Here is a 20890-nt window from a genome sequence, read left to right as displayed (position 1 = left end):
ACGCGCCCGGCAGGTCGGCGCACGGGGCCGGGCGCCCGGCGCGACCACCGGTCACCGGACGCGATCACCGGCTTCGGCGCGGTCCCGCTCGTGCGTGCGCTGCGCGAGCAGCCCGATGACGACCACGGCGCCGAGCACCACGGCCGCCAGCACCATCGTCCAGATCCAGCCGACGCCGATCCCGGTGCCCGCGTACTGGAAGGTGGCGTTGAGCTGGTTGACCTCGCCCGGTTCCGGCGCCCACGTCACGACCCCGGAGGTCTCCTTGCCGTTGGTGGAGGTGATCTCGCCCGGAGCGGTCAGCTCGATGCGCACCGCGGAGTCGGTGTCGGCCAGCGGCGTCAGGTCCAGCATCGTGGTGAACTCCACCAGCGACCCCCGCCGCTCCAGGTGCAGCTGGTAGCGGGACTCCGAGGGGCTCAGCGCGTTGCTGAGCCGCTCCAGCTCCTCGAACTCCAAGTCCTGGAACGACAGCCGCGAACCCACCCGGCCCTGCTCCTCGAACGGCGCCACCTGCACCCGGTCGGCGAGGTCGTCCGGCGGGTGCAGCCGGAACGGCACCTGGCCGTCGGGCGTGTCGGTGGTCAGCACCAGCTCGCCGGAGGTCTTGTCGTCCTCGGTGAGCGCCACCGACGCCGTGGTGTGCAGGCACCCGCTCAGCAGCGTGCCGACCAGCACCAGCAGCAAACCCAGACCGGCTCGGCGGCCGGCGCGCATCGTTTCGCCTCGCACGCCGGTGATGCTCGCACCGGCCGGGACTGATCGCCGCGTTCCGCGGTCGCCCGCGATCACCCGTCGAACACCGAAGGTGGCCGGGCGCGCACCCCGGCGCGATAACCTTCGCCCCATGGCATCCGAGCGCACTGGCGTCCACCAGATCAGCGACCGCTTCGTCGACGAACTCGCCGAACTGGACCCGATCGAGGCGACGGCCCTCGGCCTTCCGGGTGGTGATGAACTGCTGACCGACTACTCGCCCGACGGCCACCGCGCCCGCGGCGAGCTGGCGCGCCGGGCGCTCGCGGAGATGACCGCCGCCGAACCGGCCGACGCGGGCGAGCGGGCCGCGAAGGCGGTGTTCCTGGAACGCATCGGGCTCGACGTGGAACTGCACGAGGCGGGCGAGGACCTGGCCTCGCTGAACGTGATCGCCAGCCCGGTGCAGAACCTCCGCCAGATCTTCGACCTGATGCCGACCGACACCCCCGAGCAGTGGCGCACCATCGCGCGACGCCTCGAACGGATGCCCGCCGCGGTGGCGAACCTGCGCGCCGGACTCGCCGAAGCGGCCGCGCAGGGGCGCGTCGCCGCGATCCGCCAGGTCACCAAGGTCGCCGAGCAGTGCGAGACCTGGGCAGGCGCGAACGGTCGCGACTCCTACTTCGCGAGCCTCGTCGGCCGCGCCGAGGTCCCGGACGCGCTGCGGTCCGAACTGGACGCCGCCGCCACCGGCGCGGCCCGCTCCTACGCCGAGCTCGCGGGCTTCCTGCGCACCGAACTCGCGCCGCGCGCGCCGCAGGCCGACGCCGTCGGTGAGCAGCGGTACCGGTTGTGGTCCCGCTACTTCACCGGCGCCGCCCTCGACCTGCGCGAGGCCTACGAGTGGGGCTGGGCCGAGTTCGCCGGCATCGAAGCCGAGATGAAGCAGGTCGCCGACCGCATCCGCCCCGGCGCCACGCTCGCCGAAGCCGCCGCGCAGCTCGACGCCGACCCGCGCTACCGGGTGCACGGCCAGGACGGCCTCCAGCGGTGGATGCAGCGGCTGTCCGACCAGGCGCTGCACGACCTGCGCGGCACCCACTTCGACATCCCCGACGAGCTGATGGCGCTGGAATGCCGCATCGCCCCGCCCGGTGGCGGCGTCGGCGCCTACTACACCGGACCCACCGACGGGTTCACCCGGCCGGGCCGGATGTGGTGGTCCGTGCCCGCCGACCGCGAGGAGTTCCCCACCTGGCGGGAGACCACCGTCGTCTACCACGAGGGCGTTCCCGGCCACCACCTGCAGATCGCGACCGCCGTGCACCAGGCCGAGCGGCTCAACAAGTTCCAGCGGCTGGCCTGCGTGGTGTCCGGGCACGCCGAGGGCTGGGCGCTCTACGCCGAGCGGCTGATGCGCGAGCTCGGCTACCTCGGCGACGACGGCGACCTGCTCGGCATGCTCAACGACCAGCTGTTCCGGGCCGCGCGGGTGATCGTGGACATCGGCATGCACCTGGAGCTGGAGATCCCCGCCGGGACCGGCTTCCACGAAGGGGAGCGGTGGACGCCGCAGCTCGGCGCGGAGTTCATGCTCACCCGCACCGTCGCCGAACCGGCGCAGGTGCACGACGAGATCGACCGCTACCTCGGCTGGCCGGGGCAGGCGCCGTCCTACAAGATCGGCGAGCGGTTGTGGCGGGCGGCGCGGGACGACGCGCGGGCGCGCTACGGGGCGGAGTTCGACTCGAAGGACTTCCACCGGCGGGCGCTGGAGCTGGGGTCGATGGGCCTCGACACCCTCCGGGAGCAGCTCGCCGCGCTCTGACCGCCTGCCCCCGAAGCTCGTGCCGCGCGGCACCGGGGTGGCGGGACCGCCCGTCTTCCCACTTCAGCTGCGGAGTGCTCGGGTGGGCACCTCAGCGGTTCCCCCCCGCTGCGGGATCGGTGGTCGTGCACAGCGACATCGCCGTCCTCGTGGGGGAACCGCGGAGAACCCGCGGGTGGTCTCGCCGCTCGGGTGGCCGGTGGCTCAGCGGCTCCGCCGCCCGGATCGGTCAGGCGGTCTCCAGGGGAAGGCTGCGGCCCAGGACCGCGAACGGGCGCGGGTCGCCGGTGAACCGGTAGTGGCGCAGGACGTCGCCGAAACCGACCCGCCGGTACAGCTTCCACGCCCGGGTCGGGCCCTCCGGCGTGGACAGCAGCACGGCGTTGCCGGCCGCCCCGTCGAGCAGCCTGCGCAGCAGCGTCTCGCCGAGCCCGCCGCCCTGGCTGTCCGGGCGCACGTGCAGCTCGGTGAGTTCGAAGTAGTCCCGCATCCACTGCTCGGCCTCGGCGCGCGGGGTGACGGTGAGCATGCCGCGGAACACCTGCTCGTGCCACCACTGCCCGGGCACGCCCAGGTAGCCGTAGCCGATGCCGACGAGCTCGTCCTGCTGGTCGAACGCGGCCACGCAGCGCCAGCCCGCCCGCATCATGTGCGCCGACCACATGGGGGCGCGCTGCTGCGCGGTGGACGGCGGGTAGCCCATCGCGTCCACGTAGACCTGTAGCGCTTCGGCCAGGCGTGCCCTGAGCTGGTCTGCGGTCAGCTCGACGATGCGGTCGATGTGCGGTGAGGGCGCGGCTGTCACGAGCCGAACACTAGAGGGTCGGGCAAGGCCCGGTGGTGTGCGGTCCTGCTCGGCGGCGCCGGGCTCGGTGCGCAGGGGTTCCGGTGTCGGTGCTGGTGGGCGGGGCGCGCTGGACGTGACTCGAACAGGTGATCTACGGCTCGGTCCTTGAGCGCGCCGCCGAGCCGGTCTAGTCTGGAGCCAGTCGAACTGAGGTTCGAGTCCGTCGGATCCGCGCCACGGGTACCGGACTCGCGGGACTTCGGTTCGCACGTCACGTCCGGTGGCGGGGTGGGGGAAGCACCTCGTCACCGGACGGCCGGCTTCCCCCCGGCTCACCACGTCCCACCGCGGTCCGGCGCGCCCCGGCGTCCGGATCGGCACCGTCGTGACCGAGCGGAGAACACCGATGTCCCAGCACCTGCCCACCTCCCGGTACCGGCGCGGACCGCTGCCCATCCCGGCGCCGCGGCGCCCGGCCGACGCGCCGCTGCGCCAGCGGTGCGAGCCGAACCCGGCGCGTCGCGGTGACCGGCGCAAGGACGGCGACGACTGGCTGCCGGTGACCGCCCCGCCCGCGCCCGCGGGTGCTCGTTCCCTGCTGGCGCAGGCCAAGGGGTGCCTGCTCGACGCGCAGGACTCCACCAAGGCCGCCGAGCGCTACGTGTTCGCGCACCTCGCGGCGCTGCGGGCGGCGACCGCGGTCGTCCTCGCCCGGTCCTGGCGGCACCGCGCCCGGCTCTCCGGCAGCGTGTGGCTCCAGCTCACCGAGGTCGCCCCCGAACTGCGCGAATGGGCCGCCCACTTCACCGCGGGCTCGCTGCGCCGCGCCGCGGCCGAGGCGGGCAGTCCCGGGATCAGCCCCGGCGAAGCCGAGCTCTGCCTGCGGCACGCCACCGAGTTCGTCGGCGTCGTCGAACGCGGCGTGTCCGGAGCCGCCCGATGACCCTGCGCCCGCCCGCGGACCTCTCGATCGACACCGGCCGGATGCTGGAGCTCATCGGGGTGGAAGGGCAGCTGCTCACCGCCGCCACCCACGACGTGCACCCGGACGCGCGCGTGCCCGGCGCCTCCGGCCGGACCGTGGCCGAGACGATCTGGTTCCTCGGCGGGCAGTGCGAAGACGCGCTGACCTGGATGGGGGCCTCCGAGCAGGACGCGAGCGCCTGGGTTGTGCCCGATCCGGCGAGCCTGCGCGAGGTCACCGGCCGCTTCACCGCCCGCCTCGCCGAACTGCTCGCCGAGTTCGGCACCCGGCCACCCGGCGACGCCTGTCCCACCTGGTGGCCGGAGGAGCACTCGGTGCGGTTCTGGATCCGCCGGATGCTGCACGCCACCGCGGTGCACCGGGTCGACGTGCAGGGCGCGGCCGGAGTGCCGCGCACCGGCATCGACGCGGACGTGGCGCTCGACGGGATCGACGAGGCGCTGCGGCTGTGGCTCGGCTACCGGCTGCACGCGCTCGGCATCCACGCCACCCGGCCGTGCGTGCTGGGCGTGTCCACCACCGGCGCCGACTGGTCGGTGCACGCCGAACCGAACCGCACCGTCGTGCACCGCACCGGTCCCGGCGCGCACGTGTCCGCGGACGCGGTGCTCGGCGGCGACCCGGAAGCGCTCTACCTGTGGCTGTGGGGACGGCTGCCGGACCGGGAGATCACGACATCGGGGGACCAGGACGCCGTGGCCCAGCTCTGGGGACTGCTCCGCCTGGCGACGCGATGACCGCGTGCGCGGGCTCGTCCCGCGCGGCGGGGCAGGCGGCGGAACCGCCCCGTCCGCCTTCCCGCGCGGGGCTCGGCCGGCGGGACCGCAGCGGTCGCCTCGCCGGCTCCGCCGCCCGCCACGATCCGGCGGGTGGTCACGCGCGGAGGCGGAGGCCCTTCGGGGTGGGGCGGAACCCCGCGTCGGTGAGCACCTCGGCCAACCGGGACCCCCACGCGCCCTCGCCGTCCGCCCGCTGCACCACCAGCTGCTCCAGCCAACCGTCCCGCACCGCGCGCGCGAGCCCGTCCGCCCCGGCGCGCAACACCTGCTCGTCCTCGGTGAACGACAGCAGCGACTTGCCCCCGCGCTCCACGTACAGCACGGCCGCACCCGCGACCAGCACCACCAGCGAACCGGCCTTGCGGCCCGGGCGGTGCCGGGTGTCGCCGACGGCGTCCGGCCAGGGCAGCGCCGCGCCGTAGGGCTGCGCCGGATCCGCGGCGGCCAGCACCACCGCGTCGGCCGCCACGGACCCCCGGCCGTCCGAACCGGACAGCGCGCGCACCCGGTCGATCGCCCCGGGGACCGCGAACTGCGCTGCCCCCAGGCCCTCCACCACATAGCCGCGGCGGCAGCGACCGGACTCCTCCATCGCGCGCAACACCTTGTACACCGCGGAGAAACCGCCGATGACCCGCTCGGTCTCCAACGCGCCGCGGGTCAGCACGCCGTGCCGCTCCAAGAAGGACTCCGCCCTGGCGTGCGCCCGGCGAGTGGGCTCCGCGGCCGGTGCCGGGGCCAGGGACCAGCGCCCGGACACCGCGGGCGGGCCGCTGCGGCTCGGCATCGCGGGCCGGCCGGTGCGCAACCGCGCGTACCGGCCGCGCGGCGCGCTGCGGCGCGGCTTGTGCGCCGCACCCTTCCCGGACACCAGCGCCCGCAGCGGTGCCAACGTGTCGTTGGTGACCCGGCCGGACCACACCAGGTCCCACAGCGCCGCGATCACCGCGTCGTCGGCCGGAGCCTGCTCGCCGCGCTCCACCAGGACCGCGCCCGCGCGGTCGGCCAACGTGCGGAAGAACTGCGCGCCGCCGTCCAGCGTGGACAGCAGGGCGTCGTGCAGCGCGCTCTCCACCGCGGCCTCCGGCAGATCGGGCAGCAGCAGGTCCGCCACGTCCGTCGGAGCGAACGCGATCCACCCGTCCCCACCGGCCAGCGCCCCCGAACCGACCCAGGACACCTCACCGGTGGAGGTCAGCTCGTCGAGCAGCGCGGGCGAGTACCCGGGCAACCGGGCGGGCAGCACCAGCGACTCCAGCGCGCTCGCCGGGATCGGCGCCCCCGCCAACTGCTCGACCACCGCGTACACGTCGTCCACCGTCGGCGCCGTCCGCAGCCGGGCGCCCACGCCGTGCCACGCGGGCAGGAACCGGCCCAGCGCCGCCGGTTCCACCGGCTCCACCTCGGCCCGCAGCCGGGCCAGCGAGCCGCGCCGCAACCGCCGCAGCACCTCGGCGTCGCAGTACTCCAGCGCGCCACCACCCCCGGCCTCCAGCGGGCGCAGTTCGCCGCGCACCAACCGGCCCGAGCCGGTGAGCCGGTCCAGCACGTCGTGCACCACGGCGACACCCAGGCCGAACCGCCGCGCCGCGGCCTCGGCCGGGAACGGGCCGCGGCAGCGCGCGAACCGGATCAGCAGTTCCCCCAGCGGGTCCGCCACCGGCTCGGTGAACGCCTCCGGCACCCCCACCGGCAGCGCGACGCCCAGCGCGTCCCGGACCTTGCCCGCGTCCTCGACCGCGATCCACCGGGCCTCCCCGGCGATGCGCACCTCCAGCACGCGCCGCTGCGCCCGCAGCTCCGCCAGCCACTCGGGGCGGATTCCGCGTTCCTCGGCCTCCGCCGCGGACAGGTCGCCGAGGAACCGCAGCAGGTCCACCGCGGACTCGGCGTCCTTCGCCCGCCGTTCCGGGGCGAGCCGCTGCAACTGCCGCTCGACCTCGGCGACCACCTCCGGGTCGAGCAGTTCGCGCAGCGCCTCCGATCCGAGCAGCTCCGCCAGCAGCGTCGGGTCCAGGCTCAGCGCCGCCGACCGCCGCTCCGCCAGCGGCGCGTCCGCCTCGTACAGGAACATGCCGATGTAGCCGAACAGCAGGCTGCGCGCGAACGGCGACGGCGACGGCGTCTCCACCTCCACCACCCGCACCCGGCGGGACGCGACCTGCGACATCAGCTCCACCAGCCCGGGGACGTCGTAGACGTCCTGCACGCACTCGCGCAGCGCTTCCAGCACGATCGGGAACTGCTCGTACTGCGCGGCCACCGCCAGCAGCTGCGCGGACCGCTGCCGCTGCTGCCACAGCGGGGAGCGCTTCCCCGGATCCCGTCGCGGCAGCAGCAGCGCCCGCGCCGCGCACTCCCGGAAGCGGGCGGCGAACAGGGCCGAACCGCCCACCTCCTCGGTGACGACCTGCTGCACCTCGTCCGGGGACAGCAGCACGTCCTCGGCGCTGGGCAGCACGTCCGCGCCCCCCTCGTCCAGCGCGTCGGCGAGCCGCACCACGATCCCGTCGTCCGAGGACGCCACCTGCGGATCGATCCCGCGCCGCTCCCGCAACCGGGCACCGATCGCCAGCCCCCACGGGCCGTTGACCTGCGCGCCGAACGGCGAGTGCACCACCATCCGCCAGTCGCCGAGCTCGTCGCGGAACCGCTCCACCACGATCGTGCGGTCGTCCGGGACGTGCCGCGTCGCCTCCCGCTGCTCGGCCAGGTACGCCAGCAGGTTGTCCCGCGCCCACTCGTCCAGCCCGGCCCGCGCCATCCGCTCGACCGCGTCGTCCCGGTCCGCGGCCACCAGCTCCCGCACGAACGCGCCCAGCGCCCGGCCCAGCTCCAGCGGGCGCCCCGGCGAATCGCCCTTCCAGAACGGCATCCGCGCGGCCTGCCCCGGCGCGGGCACCACGATCACCCGGTCGTGGGTGATGTCCTGGACCTTCCACGACGAGGTGCCCAGCAGGAACGTGTCGCCCACCCGCGACTCGTAGACCATCTCCTCGTCGAGCTCGCCGACCCGCACCCCGCCGCGCCCGGCCTCCTCGTCGCCCGGCGTCGTCACGGTGAACAGGCCGCGGTCCGGGATGGTGCCGCCGGAGGTCACCGCGAGCCGCTGCGCACCCGGCCTGGCCCGCAGCTCGTCCTGCACCCGGTCCCACACGACCCGGGCCCGCAGCTCCCCGAACTCCTCGCTCGGGTAGCGGCCCGCCAGCATGTCCAGCACCGCGTGCAGCGCCGAATCCGGCAGCCCCGCGAACGGGGCCGCCCGCCGCACCACGCGTGCCAGCGACTCCAGCGGCCACGGCTCCACCGCCACCATCGCCACCACCTGCTGGGCCAGCACGTCCAGCGGGTTGCGCGGGAACGACAGCGATTCGATGAGCCCGGCCGCCATCCGTTCCGCCACCACCGCGCAGCTCACCAGGTCACCGCGGAACTTCGGGAACACCACCCCGCGCGAGACCGCGCCCACCTGGTGCCCGGCGCGACCGACGCGCTGCATCCCGGACGCCACGCTCGGCGGCGCCTCGACCTGCACCACCAGGTCCACCGCGCCCATGTCGATGCCCAGCTCCAGCGAGGACGTCGCCACCACGCACGGCAACCGGCCGGACTTGAGCTCCTCCTCCACGACGGAGCGCTGGTCCTTCGACATGGAGCCGTGGTGCGCCCGCGCCACCACCACGGCGGCGCCGGTGGTGATCCCGGAGCCGCCGACCGCCTCCGCGGGGAACCGGTCCGGTTCGGCGGCCTCCCCGGCGCGTTCGGTGGCGAGCTCGTTGATGCCCGCGGTGAGGCGCTCGGCGAGCCGCCGCGAATTGGCGAACACGATGGTGGAGCGGTGCCGGTCGACCAGGTCCAGGACGCGTTCCTGCACCGACGGCCAGATGGACGTGCGCGGCTGCTCGCCGGCGGCCGGGCCGTCCACCTCGCCTGCCGGCTGCCCGAGCTCGGCGAGGTCCGGGACCGGTACCTCCACGGTCACCTCGACCTGCTTGGGGTGCTCGGGCTGCACGGTGCGCACCGGTCGGCCGCCGCCGAGGAACGTGCTCACCTCCGAGACCGGGCGGACCGTCGCGGACAGCCCGATGCGCTGCGCCGGCGCGGCCAGCAACTCGTCCAGCCGCTCCAGCGACAGCGCCAGGTGCGCGCCGCGCTTGGTGCCCGCCACCGCGTGCACCTCGTCGACGATCACCGCTTCCACGCCGCGCAGCGACTCCCGCGCGGCCGAGGTGAGCAGCAGGAACAGCGATTCGGGCGTGGTCACCAGCACGTCGGGGGGAGTGCGAGTGAAGGTGCGCCGCTCGGCGGCCGGGGTGTCGCCGGTGCGCATCCCCACCCGGATCTCCGGCGGGGCCGCGCCGCGGCGCTGGGTGGCCTGCCGGATCCCGGCGAGCGGGGCGCGGAGGTTGCGCTCCACGTCCACCGCCAGCGCCTTCAGCGGCGACACGTACAGCACGCGGCAGCGCCGCTTCGGGTCCTCCGGGAGCGGTGCGGTGGCCAGGCCGTCCAGCGCGGACAGGAACGCGGCCAGGGTCTTGCCGGAGCCGGTGGGCGCCACGACCAGCGCGTGCTCCCCGGCGCCGATCGCCCGCCACGCCCCGTCCTGCGCCCGCGTCGGCGCGTCGAAGGCGCCCCGGAACCAGTCGCGGGTGGCGGGGGAGAAGCGGTCCAGCACGTCGTCCACCCCTCCATGCTGGACCAGCGGACCGACAGCCGGCGCCGGTCGCCGCGCGGGGGGCCTCAGCGGCGGCGGTTCTGCCAGAGCCAGCGGAGGGTGACGACGATCGCGACCAGCAGCATCGCGGCGATCACCAGCTGGCCCAGCGGGCTGGAGAGGCCGGTCGGATCCGCTTGCATCGGCAGCACACCTCGACGGTACCCGGCGGTGCGCTCGGTAGGCTGGTCGCGATGCGACACACCGATTTCCGCGAACGCATGGCCGAGGAGTTCGGCAGGCTGCGCGCCGAGATGCTCGCCGAGGACCACGTGCTGTCGACGCTCGGCGGCCGCACCGCGGACCAGGCCCTGGAGGCCGGGTACTCGCCGAAGCAGGTGTGGTTGGCGCTGTGCGACGTCTTCGAGGTCCCGGCCGCGCGCCGCTGAACCCGTTCTTCACACGCAAGGGTGACAGGGTTGGCGTGTCGGCTCGGTGATCGAACATCCGTTCGCCTATGATCGGATGCGCGGACCGGACCTCGGTGTTCGACCGGGCCCCGTCGCCGGAGAACGGGCGACCGGGTGGCCAGGGCATCCACCGGAGTGTCGGTCCCAACCCGTAGCGTCGTGCGCACACGACGAAGTCCGACTTGACCGAGGTGGACCCCCGATGGCAGCGACACCGGACAAGGGCAAGGCGCTCGAACTGGCCCTCGCCCAGATCGACAAGCAGTACGGCAAGGGATCGGTGATGCGGCTCGGCGACGAGTCGCGGGCGCCGGTCGAGGTCATCCCCACCGGGTCCATCTCGCTGGACGTGGCGCTGGGGATCGGCGGCCTGCCACGGGGTCGCATCGTGGAGATCTACGGCCCGGAGAGCAGCGGTAAGACCTCGGTCGCGCTGCACGCGGTGGCCAACGCCCAGAAGCTCGGCGGCACCGCCGCGTTCATCGACGCCGAGCACGCGCTGGACCCGGAGTACGCCAAGTCGATCGGGGTGGACACCGACGCGCTGCTGGTCTCCCAGCCCGACACCGGTGAGCAGGCGCTGGAGATCGCGGACATGCTGATCCGCTCCGGTGCGCTGGACTGCATCGTGATCGACTCGGTGGCCGCGCTGGTGCCCCGCGCCGAGATCGAGGGCGAGATGGGCGACAGCCACGTCGGCCTCCAGGCCCGGCTGATGAGCCAGGCGCTGCGCAAGCTCACCTCCGCGCTCTACAACGCCAAGACCACCGCGATCTTCATCAACCAGCTCCGCGAGAAGGTCGGCGTCATGTTCGGCAGCCCGGAGACGACCACCGGTGGCAAGGCGCTGAAGTTCTACTCCTCGGTGCGGCTGGACGTGCGACGGATCGAGACGCTCAAGGACGGCTCCGACGCGGTGGGCAACCGCACCCGGGTCAAGGTGGTGAAGAACAAGACCGCGCCGCCGTTCAAGCAGGCCGAGTTTGACATCATCTACGGCATCGGGATCAGCCGCGAGGGTTCGCTGATCGACATGGGCGTGGAGCAGGGCATCATCCGCAAGTCCGGTGCCTGGTACACGTACGAGGGCGACCAGCTGGGCCAGGGCAAGGAGAATGCCCGCAAGTTCATGCGGGAGAACCCGGACGTGGCGAACGAGATCGAGAAGCGGATCAAGGAGAAGCTCGGCATCGGGGCCAAGCTCGACGACGAGCAGGCCGCGGAACCGGCTCCCGTCGAGTTCTGAGCCCGCTCGTGCCGGAAGACGACGACTCCGCCCGTTCGCCCTGGGACGACGAGTCCTCCCGGGCCGGTTCCCGCGGGCAGCGGGCCGGCTCGGTGGCTCGGCGGCGCAGCGGTTCCGGCGGGCGAGGCGTGTGGCGCAGCACGGACCACGCGCCCCGTTCGCCGGACGATGCCGCGGAATCCGGCTCCGGTGCGGCGAGCTCGCCGGACACCGGCGCGTCCGCCGAGTTCGTGTCGGCGGACGGTTCCGCCGCGCGTACCGGCAAGCGCCGTCGCCGCAGCGAGCTGGTCACCGGCGAACCCGAACTCGGCGAACCCGAACTCGGCGAACCCGAACCCGCACCGAGCGGTCGGCGTGGCGGGCAGCGCCGCGAGGAACGTCCGCCGGGCGTGCCGCAGTCCCCGGAGGCCTCGGCCCGCGACATCGTGTACCGGCTGCTGGCGGTGCGCGCCCGCCGCCGCTCCGAACTGCGGAACGCCTTGCTGCGCAAGGAGATCGACGAGGACGTCGCGGACGCGGTGCTGCAGAAGTTCGTCGACGCGGGCCTGGTCGACGACGCCGAGTTCGCCGAGGCCTGGGTCAACGAGCGCCAGCGCAACCAAGGCCTGGGCCGCAAGGCGCTCGGCTACGAGCTGCGCCGCAAGGGCGTCGAGGAGCACCTCGTCGCCGAGGCGCTCTCCGCGGTGGACCCGGACGCCGAGGAGGAGCGGGCGCGGGAGCTGGTGCGCCGCAAGCTCCGCTCCGCCCGGGTCGACGACCAGGAGAAGCTGCTGCGCCGGCTCGTCGGCATGCTCGCGCGCAAGGGCTACTCCGAAGGCCTCGCCTTCCGGGTCGCGAAGGACGAACTCGGGCGAGCGGACGACCCGGACCTGTCCTGAGCGGGGGCGGCCAGGTCCGGACGGCACCCGAGGTGACGCAGCACGCGCCCGGCGGGTGGATTCGGAGATCACCGGTCTTCGCTAGGCTGCCCGCTCGGACGTCCGGAGTCGATCGACAGGGGTGACATGCGAGTCGGTGGTGGCGCGGGAACGGCGGCACGGCACATCGTGTGGGACTGGAACGGCACGTTGCTCGACGACAACGACGCCGTGGTCGCGGCGGTGAACGCGGTCTGCGCCGAGTTCGGCAGGGACCCGATCGACCTGGAGCACTGGCGGACGGTGTTCAGCCGCCCGCTGCAGCAGTGCTACGAGCGGCTGCTGGAGCGTCCGCTGACCGAAGCGGACTGGAACAAGCTGGACGTGCTCTACCACGAGCACTACCGGGAACTGCTGCACACGGCGCGGCTCGCCCCGGGCGTGCCGGACGAACTGCACAGCTGGTCGGCGGCCGGGCGCACCCAGTCGCTGCTGTCGATGTGGTTCCACGACGAACTGGTCCCGTTGATCACCGAGCTGGAGCTGCTGCCGCTGTTCGAGCGCGTCGACGGGCTGCGCACCGAGGTGGGCGGCGGCGCCAAGGCCGAGCACCTGGACCACCACCTCGCCGCGCAGCGGTTGCGGCCGGCGGACGTGGTGCTCATCGGCGACGTCCTCGACGACGCGCTCGCCGCCGACAAGGTCGGCACCGGCTGCGTGCTGGTGACGACGGGCGTGATGAGCCGGTCCGCGCTGGAACCGGCGGGGGTGCCGGTCGTCGACTCCATCCCGGACGCCCTCGCCCTGATCACCGACGAGCTCGCGGCCTGATCCCGGGCGGGTCGCACGCCGGTCAGTACAGCGTCGGCGGTGACGTCGTGACGATGCGCCGCCAGGGTCCGCCGGGCACGTCGGACTCCTCCACGAAGCGCCAGTTCACCCGGTCCTGCGCGCCGTTGAGCCGGGTGAACCCGAGGCAGCCGTTCAACGCGGGGGACACGTCCAGTCCCGCCCCGTTGAACCGGGTGTTCACCGGTCGCGCGTCGTCGGGCCCGAACACGTAGCGGGCGTCGTGGTACTCGGCGGGCCCCGCGTCCTGCACCTGCCCGTAGCAGACCGCGTCGCCCCTGGTGAGCTGCACCCAGCGGTTCTTCAGGTAGCTGAACGCGCGGTCCCGCTCGCGCCCGGCGTAGCCCGGATCGCGGCTCCACGGCACCACCTCGGCGCGCTGCGCGAAGGCGATCGGATCGTTCAGGTCGTCGAACGGCAGGTCCAGGTAGAACGGGTTCTCCCGCGGTGCCATCCGGGTCGGGAAGTACCCGTTGTGCGCCGTCCGCGGCTCCGTCTCGCACCGGCCGTCGACCAGCACCCCGTCGCAGCCGCCGTAGTGCTCCTGCCACGCCGCGTCGTAGGTGGAGATCACCTGGCTGCCGTCGGAGGCGTCCGGGTCGAGCACTTCACCGACCAAGAACGTGGTCGCCACGATGCCGGTGTGCCAGGGGTACTGGCGGCCGGGCACCTGCTCACCTCCCGCGCAGGAAGCGGTGATCAGGGCCGCGGTCAGCGCCGCCACCGCGCGCGTCCGGGGCAGCGGCATGCGAGCTCACCCCGTTCCCCGGCCGGTCACGGGCACAGCCACCGCCGCGGGACCCACCAGTCCAGTTCGCGGCAGGAGCTCTCGTTGGTGGCCTTCGCGTCGACCCGCACCTGGTAGTCGTCGGTGGTGACCGAACCCGGCGAGAACAGGGCGAGCCCGTAGCTGAGCCCGGTCGCCTCCTCCGGAACCGGCGGGGTCGTCCAGTGCGCCCTCGACCACTGCTCGGCGGGCGCGAAGGTCGGTCCGGCCACCCAGTAGCGCCACTGCCCGACCCGGTCCCGGTAGTACACGGCGAGCTGGGTGGGCGCCGTCGACTTGTACCAGGTGCTGAGGGTGTAGTTGTGCCCGGTGTGCGCGGGCAGCGAGTACTCGCCGAGGTCCAGCGTCGACATGAGTTTCGCGTCGCCGTCGGTGAACCGGGTCATGTCCAGGCGTTGCGCCCACCGCCCTTCGTGCGCGTCGCGGGTCCTGGTCCACACCGGCGTGTTCGTCCCCCAGCCGCCGGTCTCCCAGCCGATCGGGAGCCCGTCCGGCCCGGCGTGTTCGAGCGACGCGTTGACCGGCCGGTCTCGGTCCTGCGGCGGGGACGCCCGGTGCACGGGTGCGACCCGGCCGCCGACGATCTCGTGCACGGTGCGCACCGGGGTCCCGCGGTCGTGCAGCCAGCCCGCGAACTCGTCGAGGACCCGCGGGTTGAGCCCGAGGGGCCCGCACATCTCGCAGGTCTGGTGCAGCACCAGCGGTACCCACCCGCCACCTGCGTCATCGGCGCGGGTCACCGCCTCCTTGAGGTCGTCGACGGTGGTCTCGCGCCGGATCATGCCGGGGGAGCGGATCTCGTACGGGTCGGCGGGCGGGGTGGATTCGGCGGCGGGGCAGTCGGCGCAGTCGCCGGGCGCGCGCAGACCGCCCATGGTGCGGGCGCTGTTGTAGCCGCAGTCCTGCACGGCCTTCCGCACGTTCTGGTCGGTTTCGTTGAACGGCGTGGTGAACGAGGTGGCCTGGTAGCCCCACTGCTCCAGGTTGGCCCGGTCGTCGCAGATCTGCCTGCGCATCTCGTCGGGGCTGACGGAGGTGAGGTCGGGGTGGGTGACGGTGTGCCCGCCGATCTCGTGTCCGGCGTCGGCGATCCGCCGCAGCTCGTCGTGACCGAGGTAGCCGGGGCTGCCGATGGCACCGGAGATGATGTAGAAGGTGCCGCGCATGCCGTGCCGCTGCAGCACTTCGGCGCCGGAGGTCTGCGAGACGCTGCCGTCGTCGAAGGTGAAGCTGACGACGGTCCCCGAGCCGGGGGTGCGGTCCGGTTCGGCGCTGGCGGGGCTGGCCCCGGCGATGCCGAGGAGCGCGGCGAGCAGCAGGGCGCCGAGCGCTCGCCGGGGCCGGCGGTGCGGCTCCGGCGAGCGGTGTCGGTTGGCGCGCAGGTGCATTCGGTGACCGTCCCAGCGTCGAGGTCCTCCCGACGCTACGAGCCGCCGCGGGCGGGCCGGATCGCCTGCGGAGGGGACGGCGGCTACCGCGTTCGCGGGAGGACCGCGCCGTCGGCGGGCCCGTCCCGGGCGGATCGGCCCCGCCCGCGGATCGCTGCGGCGCCGGACCAGCACCAGAGCCGCCCCGAGGGCGACCGGATCAGCACCGGAGTCCCCCGGGGCCAGCGGATCAGCACTCGCCCCGCCGGTCTGAGCCGACCCGAACCGCCCGAGGCCGATCGGATCAGCCCAGCGCCGACCGGATCAACCCAGCGCCGACCGGATCAACCCAGCGCCGCGGCTTGCCGCGCCAGCGCTTCGACCTGTCCCCACTGCCCGGCGGCGAGCAGCTGCTTCGGCGCCAGCCACGAGCCGCCGACGCAGCCCACGTTGGGCAGCGCCAGGTAGCGGCCCGCGTTGTCGACGCTGATGCCGCCGGTGGGGCAGAACCGCAGCTGCGGCAGCGGCCCGGCGATGGACTTGAGGTACGGCACCCCGCCGCTGGGTTCGGCGGGGAAGAACTTCATCGCGGTCACCCCGCGCTCGGCGAGCCGCATCGCCTCGGCGACGGTGCTGACTCCCGCGAGGTAGGGCAGTCCGGTGGCGTCCACGTCGTCGAGCAGCCGGTCGGTGGCGCCGGGCGTGACGATGTACCGGGCGCCGGCTTCGCGCGCCTTGTCGGCCTGGCCGACCTCGGTGATGGTGCCCGCCCCGACGACGATCTCCGGGACTTCCGCGGCGAGCCGTTCGATGGCGGGCAGACCCGCGGGGGTGCGCAGGGTGACTTCGATGGTGCGGATGCCGCCGCGCAGCAGGGCTTGGCCGAGCGGCACCGCGTGGGCGACGTCGTCGAGGGCGACGACGGGCACGACGGGGCTGAGCTCGAGCACTTCGGAGGCAGTGTTCATGGCGGTGTTCACCTGTTCTCGGTAAGCGCCGGTGCGGGCGGTCGGTCGTCCTGCGCCGCCCGCGGTCCTTCGGACGGGCGGATCAGACGGGCAGGTCGCTCGGCGCGTCGGTGCGCTGCTGCGGTGCGAACACGCTAGCGCCCTGGTCGGCGCGGCCGACGGCGTGGCGGAAGGCGGCGAACAGTTCGCGGCCGGTGCCGTGCTGGGTGGTGACGGCGCCGGGGGCGGGTTCGCGGGCGGCGAAGTCGTCGTCGCCGACGAGCACTTCGAGGGTGCCGTTCTCGGCGTCGAGCCGGACCATGTCGCCGTCGCGCACCCGCGCGAGCGGTCCGCCCGCGGTGGCTTCGGGGGTGAGCTGGATGGCGGCGGGGATCTTGCCGGAGGCCCCGGACATGCGTCCGTCGGTGACCAGCGCGACCTGGTGTCCGCGGTCCATGAGCACGCCGAGCGCGGGGGTGAGCCCGTGCAGCTCGGGCATGCCGTTGGCCTGCGGCCCCTGGTTGCGGATGACGACCACGACGTCGTGGTCGAGTTCGCCGGTGCGGAACAGCTCGGTGAACCGGTGCTGGTCGTCGAAGACGCGCGCGGGCGCGGTGACGACGCGGTGCTCCGGCTTGACCGCGGAGACCTTGATGACCGAGCTGCCGAGGTTGCCGCGCAGCACGCGCAGCCCGCCGTCGGGCGCGAACGGGTCGTCGACGCCGCGCAGCACGTCCGGGTCGAGGCTGTCGGCGGGGGCATCGCGCCACACCAGCTCGCCGTCGTCGAGGAACGGCTGCTGCCGGTACCGGTCGAGTCCGTACCCGGCGACGGTGTGCACGTCGGGGTGCAGCAGTCCGGCGTCGAGCAGCTGGCCGATGAGGGTCTGCACGCCTCCGGCGGCGGCGAAGTGGTTGATGTCGGCGGAGCCGTTGGGGTAGACCCGCGACAGGGAGGGCACGACGGCGGAGAGCTCGGCGAAGTCGTCCCAGGTGAGTTCGATGCCCGCGGCGGCGGCGATGGCGGGCAGGTGCAGCGTGTGGTTGGTGGAGCCGCCGGTGGCGAGCAGCGCGACGACGCCGTTGACCAGGGCTCGTTCGTCGAGCAACCGGCCGATCGGGGTGCGCTCCTCGCCGCGGGCGAGCTGCACGACGCGCCGCGAGGCCTCGTCGGTGAGGGCGCGCCGCAGCGGGGTGCCGGGCGCGACGAAGCTGGAGCCGGGCAGGTGCAGCCCCATCACTTCGACGACGAGCTGGTTGGAGTTCGCGGTGCCGTAGAAGGTGCAGGTGCCGGGGGAGTGGTAGGAGGCCGATTCGGCTTCGAGGAGGTCTTCGCGGGTCGCCTTGCCCTCGGCGAACAGCTGCCGGATGCGGCTCTTCTCGCCGTTGGGCAACCCGGAGGGCATCGGTCCGGCCGGCACCAGGATCGTCGGCAGGTGGCCGAAGGCGAGTGCACCGATGAGCAGCCCGGGCACGATCTTGTCGCACACGCCGAGCAGCAGCGCCCCGTCGAACATCTCGTGGGAGAGCGCGACGCCGGTGGCCATCGCGATCACGTCGCGGGAGAACAGCGACAGTTCCATGCCCGCGCGGCCCTGGGTGATGCCGTCGCACATGGCGGGGACGCCGCCGGCGAACTGGGCGACGCCGCCCGCGTCGCGCACCGCGTCCTTGATCCACGCGGGGTATTCGTCGTAGGGCTGGTGTGCGGAGAGCATGTCGTTGTACGCCGACACGATCGCCACGCCCGGCTTGGTCTCGCCGCGCACCGCGATCCGGTCGGCGCCGCTACAGCCCGCGAAGCCGTGGGCCAGGTTGCTGCAGGGCATCCCGGCGCGGGTCGGGCCGTCGGCGGCGGCGGAGTCGATGCGTTCGAGGTACTCGCGCCGGGTGCGCGCGCTGCGCTGCGCGATGCGCTCGGTGACCCGAGCAACGACGGGATGGATGGCCGCGTGCGTCGCCATTCCTCGCCTCCTGAGCGATCAGTGCTGATGAGCGCTGTGCGGGGCGACGACGTTGGCGCCTTCGTGACGGCAGCCACACTAACGGGTGTGACGGGGAAGTCAAAACCGATCCAGAATTCGTTGCGAGTGTGAACACTACCTGTCGTTCGGATGACTAGCGGATGTACTCACCGTTCGCTGTGCCGTTGAGCTGCGGTGCTCCGCACCGCGTGGCAGTGCTGCCGGAGCACCCGGCAAGCCCCATCGCCCCGCCGTCCCGAACCGGGTTCTGGGGTTTTCCCAGCGCCCCGGACGGGTGCGGCGCGTTCGCCGACGCGCCCCGCCGTGATCCGCTCGGCTGGCAGGATGGTGCGCATGCGCACGGGAGTGGTGGCAGTGGTGCTCGCTGGCGGAATGGCCCTGGCCGGATGTTCGGCGGGCACTGGTGAACCGGAGCAGCCGCCGCCGAGCACTCCCGCCCCGGTGGCCCCGCCGGCCGCGTCCCCGCGGCCCGGTGCCGCACCCCCGCCGCCGGTCGAGCTGGGCGGCTCGGCGACGCTGGAGGAGGTGCGCCAGCGCGGCTCGCTGCTGGTGGGGTTGCGCGCCGAGGAACCCCGGTTCGCCACCCGCGACGGCAGCCGCTACCGCGGTTTCGACGTGGAGGTGGCCGAGCTCGTGGCGCAGGGGCTGGGCCTGGACCCGCGGACCCAGATCTCCTACCGGATGCTGCCGCCGACGCTGCGCGACGGTTCGCTGGCGCGCGGTGAGGTGGACCTGCTGGTCGGCGGGGCCGAACCGGGCGAGTCGGGCGTCGACGCGGTCGGCCCGTACGCGGTGACCGCGGACGGGACCGAGCACTACCTGGGCATCAAGTCCGGCGATGAAGCGCTGCACGACCGGATCACCGCCGCGCTCGACGCCGCGGTGGGCGACGGCACCTGGCAGCGCGCCTACGACGAGACCCTCGCGGCGGAGGGCGTGCAGGCCCGCCCCGCCCCGCGCTGAGGCGGGACGGGGCGGGACCGGATCACTCCGCGGCCTGGGCCTGGGCGGCGCGGGCGGCGGTGCCGCCACCCTTGCGGCCCTGGCTGAGCCTGCGCTCGGTGTAGACCGCCGCCCGGCTCAGCGCGTAGTTGAGCACCACGAACAGCACGCCGATGACGAAGTACGTCTGGATCGGGTTGTTCAGGTTCTGGATGACGATCTGCCCCTGCCGCACCACGTCGACGTACGAGATGATGAAGCCCAGCGAGGTGTCCTTCACGATCACTACGAGCTGGCTGATCAGCGCGGGCAGCATCGCCCGGAACGCCTGCGGCAGCAGCACGGTGCGCAGCACCTGCGAGCGCCGCATCCCGATCGCGTAGGCGGCTTCGCCCTGACCGCGCGGCAACGACTGGATCCCGGCCCGCACGATCTCGGCGATGATCACCGAGTTGTACGCGGTGAGGCCGATGACCAGGTACCACATCACCGACATGTCCAGCCCGAACGAGGGCAGCACCCGGCTGGCGAAGAACACCGCGATGACCACCGGCACGCCGCGCAGCAGCTCGACGACGCCGACGACTGCCCACCGGTACCAGCGGGCCGCGACGATGCGGGACACCGCCAGCAGCGTGCCGACCAGCAGCGAGAACGCCATCGCCAGCACGGCGGTCAGCAGCGTGTTGCCCAGCCCGACGCCCATCAGCGTCCACAGCGGGGCGAAGGTGCCGTCGGTCGGGTCGATCAGCGGACCCCACTTGTCGACGGTCAGCTGGTCGTTGGCGCCGAGGGTGTAGAGCACCCAGGCCAGCACCGCGGCCAGCACGACGCCGACGGCGACGCTGAGCAGGAGGGAACGCCGCTTGGCGGCGGGCCCGGGGGCTTCGTAGAGCACGGAGTTCGTCATCGGGCGATCGCCACCTTCCGCTCCAGGGCGCCGAGCAGCAGCCCGGCCGGGATCGTGATCACCAGGTAGCCGAGCACCACGCCGATGAGCACCGGCAGCACGGCCTCGCCGCGCGCCGAGGTCAGCGTGTCGCCGACGGCGAACAGGTCCCCGCCGACGCCGAACGCGCCCACGATCGCCGAGTTCTTGATCATCGCGATGAAGACGTTGCCCAGCGGCGGCACCACGGTGCGGATCGCCTGCGGGAGCACGACCAGGCTCAGGACCTGGCCGAAGCCGAGGCCGATGGCGCGGGCCGCTTCGGCCTGGCCGGGCGGCACGGCGTTGATGCCGCTGCGGATCGCCTCGCACACGAAGGCGGAGGTGTAGAGGGCGAGCCCGATGGTGCCGAACCAGAAGTAGGAGCCGTTGAGGCCCAGTTCGGGCAGCCCGAAGGCCATGAAGAACAGCACCACGGTCAGCGGGCAGTTGCGGAACACGGTGACCCACGAGGTCCCGGTGGCGCGCAGCGGGGGCAGCGGTGCGACCCGGAAGGCCGCGATCACGGTCCCCAGGACCAGCGCGATCAGCCCGGCGTACAGGCATATCTGCAGCGTTCGCAGGAGCCCGCTCAGGTAGAGGGGCAGGTTGTCGGTGATGACGTGCACGGTTCTCTCCGGCTCTGCGGACAGGGAGGTGGGGGGGGGGGGGGGGGGGGGGGGGGCCCCCCCCCGGCCGCGGCCGACAGGACGCGGGCCCGCCCCCGCCCCGGGGGGGGGGGGGCCGGGGCGCCCCCCCCGGGGGGGGGCCCCCCCGCGCG

General features: G+C 73.7%; 17 protein-coding genes. 8 read left to right on the top strand and 9 right to left on the bottom strand.

The window, feature by feature from the left end:
* Positions 1 to 51 precede the first annotated feature (51 nt).
* The gene (locus LCD33_RS21200; RefSeq protein ID WP_224955340.1) at positions 52 to 732 is read right to left on the bottom strand and encodes a DUF3153 domain-containing protein; all 681 of its coding nucleotides are present in this window, start codon (positions 730 to 732) and stop codon (positions 52 to 54) included.
* A 115-nt stretch (positions 733 to 847) separates the two neighbouring features.
* On the opposite strand from LCD33_RS21200, the gene LCD33_RS21195 reads away from it, so the two are divergent.
* Positions 848 to 2527 carry a DUF885 domain-containing protein gene (locus tag LCD33_RS21195; RefSeq protein WP_224955341.1) on the top strand — a complete coding sequence of 560 codons (1680 nt, stop codon included), beginning with the start codon at positions 848 to 850 and terminating at the stop codon, positions 2525 to 2527.
* A 229-nt stretch (positions 2528 to 2756) separates the two neighbouring features.
* Here the strand turns inward: LCD33_RS21195 and LCD33_RS21190 are convergent, their stop codons facing one another.
* Positions 2757 to 3332, bottom strand: coding sequence for a GNAT family N-acetyltransferase (locus LCD33_RS21190; RefSeq protein WP_224955342.1), 576 nt, complete (start codon positions 3330 to 3332; stop codon positions 2757 to 2759).
* A gap of 388 nt (positions 3333 to 3720) precedes the next feature.
* Here LCD33_RS21190 and LCD33_RS21185 point away from each other — a divergent pair, with 388 nt between their 5' ends.
* Both LCD33_RS21185 and LCD33_RS21180 read left to right on the top strand, forming a co-directional pair.
* Positions 3721 to 4257: an SAV_6107 family HEPN domain-containing protein gene (locus tag LCD33_RS21185; protein WP_224966423.1), complete on the top strand. Its 537-nt coding sequence runs from the start codon at positions 3721 to 3723 to the stop codon at positions 4255 to 4257.
* A complete protein-coding gene (locus tag LCD33_RS21180; RefSeq protein ID WP_224955344.1) occupies positions 4254 to 5036 on the top strand; it encodes a maleylpyruvate isomerase N-terminal domain-containing protein in 783 nt (260 codons plus the stop codon). The genes LCD33_RS21185 and LCD33_RS21180 overlap by 4 nt, the downstream gene beginning before the upstream one ends.
* A gap of 136 nt (positions 5037 to 5172) precedes the next feature.
* Here the strand turns inward: LCD33_RS21180 and LCD33_RS21175 are convergent, their stop codons facing one another.
* Positions 5173 to 9762 (bottom strand): ATP-dependent helicase, encoded by a 4590-nt coding sequence (locus LCD33_RS21175; protein WP_224955345.1) that lies wholly within the window; start codon positions 9760 to 9762, stop codon positions 5173 to 5175.
* Positions 9763 to 9986: 224 nt separating this feature from the next.
* Here LCD33_RS21175 and LCD33_RS21170 point away from each other — a divergent pair, with 224 nt between their 5' ends.
* From LCD33_RS21170 to LCD33_RS21155, 4 genes are all read left to right on the top strand, one after another.
* The gene (locus LCD33_RS21170) at positions 9987 to 10181 is read left to right on the top strand and encodes a DUF3046 domain-containing protein (RefSeq protein WP_224955346.1); all 195 of its coding nucleotides are present in this window, start codon (positions 9987 to 9989) and stop codon (positions 10179 to 10181) included.
* Positions 10182 to 10404: 223 nt separating this feature from the next.
* Positions 10405 to 11448 carry a recombinase RecA gene (gene recA, locus LCD33_RS21165; protein WP_224955347.1) on the top strand — a complete coding sequence of 348 codons (1044 nt, stop codon included), beginning with the start codon at positions 10405 to 10407 and terminating at the stop codon, positions 11446 to 11448.
* A 389-nt stretch (positions 11449 to 11837) separates the two neighbouring features.
* A complete protein-coding gene (locus tag LCD33_RS21160) occupies positions 11838 to 12326 on the top strand; it encodes a regulatory protein RecX (RefSeq protein WP_224978193.1) in 489 nt (162 codons plus the stop codon).
* A gap of 126 nt (positions 12327 to 12452) precedes the next feature.
* Positions 12453 to 13136 carry an HAD family hydrolase gene (locus LCD33_RS21155; RefSeq protein ID WP_224955348.1) on the top strand — a complete coding sequence of 228 codons (684 nt, stop codon included), beginning with the start codon at positions 12453 to 12455 and terminating at the stop codon, positions 13134 to 13136.
* 22 nt (positions 13137 to 13158) lie between these two features.
* Here LCD33_RS21155 and LCD33_RS21150 read toward each other — a convergent pair whose 3' ends face one another.
* The 4 genes from LCD33_RS21150 to edd form a co-directional block, all read right to left on the bottom strand.
* Positions 13159 to 13902: a hypothetical protein gene (locus LCD33_RS21150; protein WP_224955349.1), complete on the bottom strand. Its 744-nt coding sequence runs from the start codon at positions 13900 to 13902 to the stop codon at positions 13159 to 13161.
* A gap of 26 nt (positions 13903 to 13928) precedes the next feature.
* Positions 13929 to 15329 carry a polysaccharide deacetylase family protein gene (locus LCD33_RS21145; protein WP_224955350.1) on the bottom strand — a complete coding sequence of 467 codons (1401 nt, stop codon included), beginning with the start codon at positions 15327 to 15329 and terminating at the stop codon, positions 13929 to 13931.
* A 323-nt stretch (positions 15330 to 15652) separates the two neighbouring features.
* Entirely contained in the window at positions 15653 to 16276 is a 624-nt protein-coding gene (gene eda, locus LCD33_RS21140; protein ID WP_224966425.1) for a bifunctional 4-hydroxy-2-oxoglutarate aldolase/2-dehydro-3-deoxy-phosphogluconate aldolase, read from the bottom strand.
* Positions 16277 to 16358: 82 nt separating this feature from the next.
* Complete coding sequence (gene edd, locus LCD33_RS21135; RefSeq protein ID WP_224955352.1) at positions 16359 to 18218, bottom strand: phosphogluconate dehydratase; 1860 nt, start codon at positions 18216 to 18218, stop codon at positions 16359 to 16361.
* Between the two features lie 354 nt (positions 18219 to 18572).
* Between edd and LCD33_RS21130 the strand changes: the two genes are divergently transcribed.
* The gene (locus tag LCD33_RS21130; RefSeq protein WP_224955353.1) at positions 18573 to 19202 is read left to right on the top strand and encodes a transporter substrate-binding domain-containing protein; all 630 of its coding nucleotides are present in this window, start codon (positions 18573 to 18575) and stop codon (positions 19200 to 19202) included.
* Positions 19203 to 19224: 22 nt separating this feature from the next.
* On the opposite strand, the gene LCD33_RS21125 is transcribed toward LCD33_RS21130, so the two are convergent.
* Both LCD33_RS21125 and LCD33_RS21120 read right to left on the bottom strand, forming a co-directional pair.
* Entirely contained in the window at positions 19225 to 20091 is an 867-nt protein-coding gene (locus LCD33_RS21125; RefSeq protein ID WP_224955354.1) for an amino acid ABC transporter permease, read from the bottom strand.
* Positions 20088 to 20738: an amino acid ABC transporter permease gene (locus LCD33_RS21120; RefSeq protein ID WP_224955355.1), complete on the bottom strand. Its 651-nt coding sequence runs from the start codon at positions 20736 to 20738 to the stop codon at positions 20088 to 20090. The genes LCD33_RS21125 and LCD33_RS21120 overlap by 4 nt, the downstream gene beginning before the upstream one ends.
* Positions 20739 to 20890: the final 152 nt, after the last annotated feature.

It is taken from the genome of Saccharopolyspora sp. 7B (genome assembly GCF_020177435.1).
In the GTDB taxonomy this organism is placed as follows: domain Bacteria; phylum Actinomycetota; class Actinomycetes; order Mycobacteriales; family Pseudonocardiaceae; genus Saccharopolyspora_C; species Saccharopolyspora_C gregorii.
This window is presented reverse-complemented; position numbering and strand designations above follow the sequence as displayed.

What these genes read in the sequence shown, in the direction of transcription:
- LCD33_RS21195 (WP_224955341.1), top strand. Translation starts at nt 848, where the DNA reads ATGGCATCCGAGCGCACTGGCGTCCACCAGATCAGCGACCGCTTCGTC.
- LCD33_RS21185 (WP_224966423.1), top strand. Translation starts at nt 3,721, where the DNA reads ATGTCCCAGCACCTGCCCACCTCCCGGTACCGGCGCGGACCGCTGCCC.
- LCD33_RS21180 (WP_224955344.1), top strand. Translation starts at nt 4,254, where the DNA reads ATGACCCTGCGCCCGCCCGCGGACCTCTCGATCGACACCGGCCGGATG.
- LCD33_RS21170 (WP_224955346.1), top strand. Translation starts at nt 9,987, where the DNA reads ATGCGACACACCGATTTCCGCGAACGCATGGCCGAGGAGTTCGGCAGG.
- recA (WP_224955347.1), top strand. Translation starts at nt 10,405, where the DNA reads ATGGCAGCGACACCGGACAAGGGCAAGGCGCTCGAACTGGCCCTCGCC.
- LCD33_RS21155 (WP_224955348.1), top strand. Translation starts at nt 12,453, where the DNA reads ATGCGAGTCGGTGGTGGCGCGGGAACGGCGGCACGGCACATCGTGTGG.
- LCD33_RS21150 (WP_224955349.1), bottom strand. Translation starts at nt 13,902, where the DNA reads ATGCCGCTGCCCCGGACGCGCGCGGTGGCGGCGCTGACCGCGGCCCTG.
- LCD33_RS21145 (WP_224955350.1), bottom strand. Translation starts at nt 15,329, where the DNA reads ATGCACCTGCGCGCCAACCGACACCGCTCGCCGGAGCCGCACCGCCGG.
- eda (WP_224966425.1), bottom strand. Translation starts at nt 16,276, where the DNA reads ATGAACACTGCCTCCGAAGTGCTCGAGCTCAGCCCCGTCGTGCCCGTC.
- edd (WP_224955352.1), bottom strand. Translation starts at nt 18,218, where the DNA reads ATGGCGACGCACGCGGCCATCCATCCCGTCGTTGCTCGGGTCACCGAG.
- LCD33_RS21130 (WP_224955353.1), top strand. Translation starts at nt 18,573, where the DNA reads ATGCGCACGGGAGTGGTGGCAGTGGTGCTCGCTGGCGGAATGGCCCTG.
- LCD33_RS21125 (WP_224955354.1), bottom strand. Translation starts at nt 20,091, where the DNA reads ATGACGAACTCCGTGCTCTACGAAGCCCCCGGGCCCGCCGCCAAGCGG.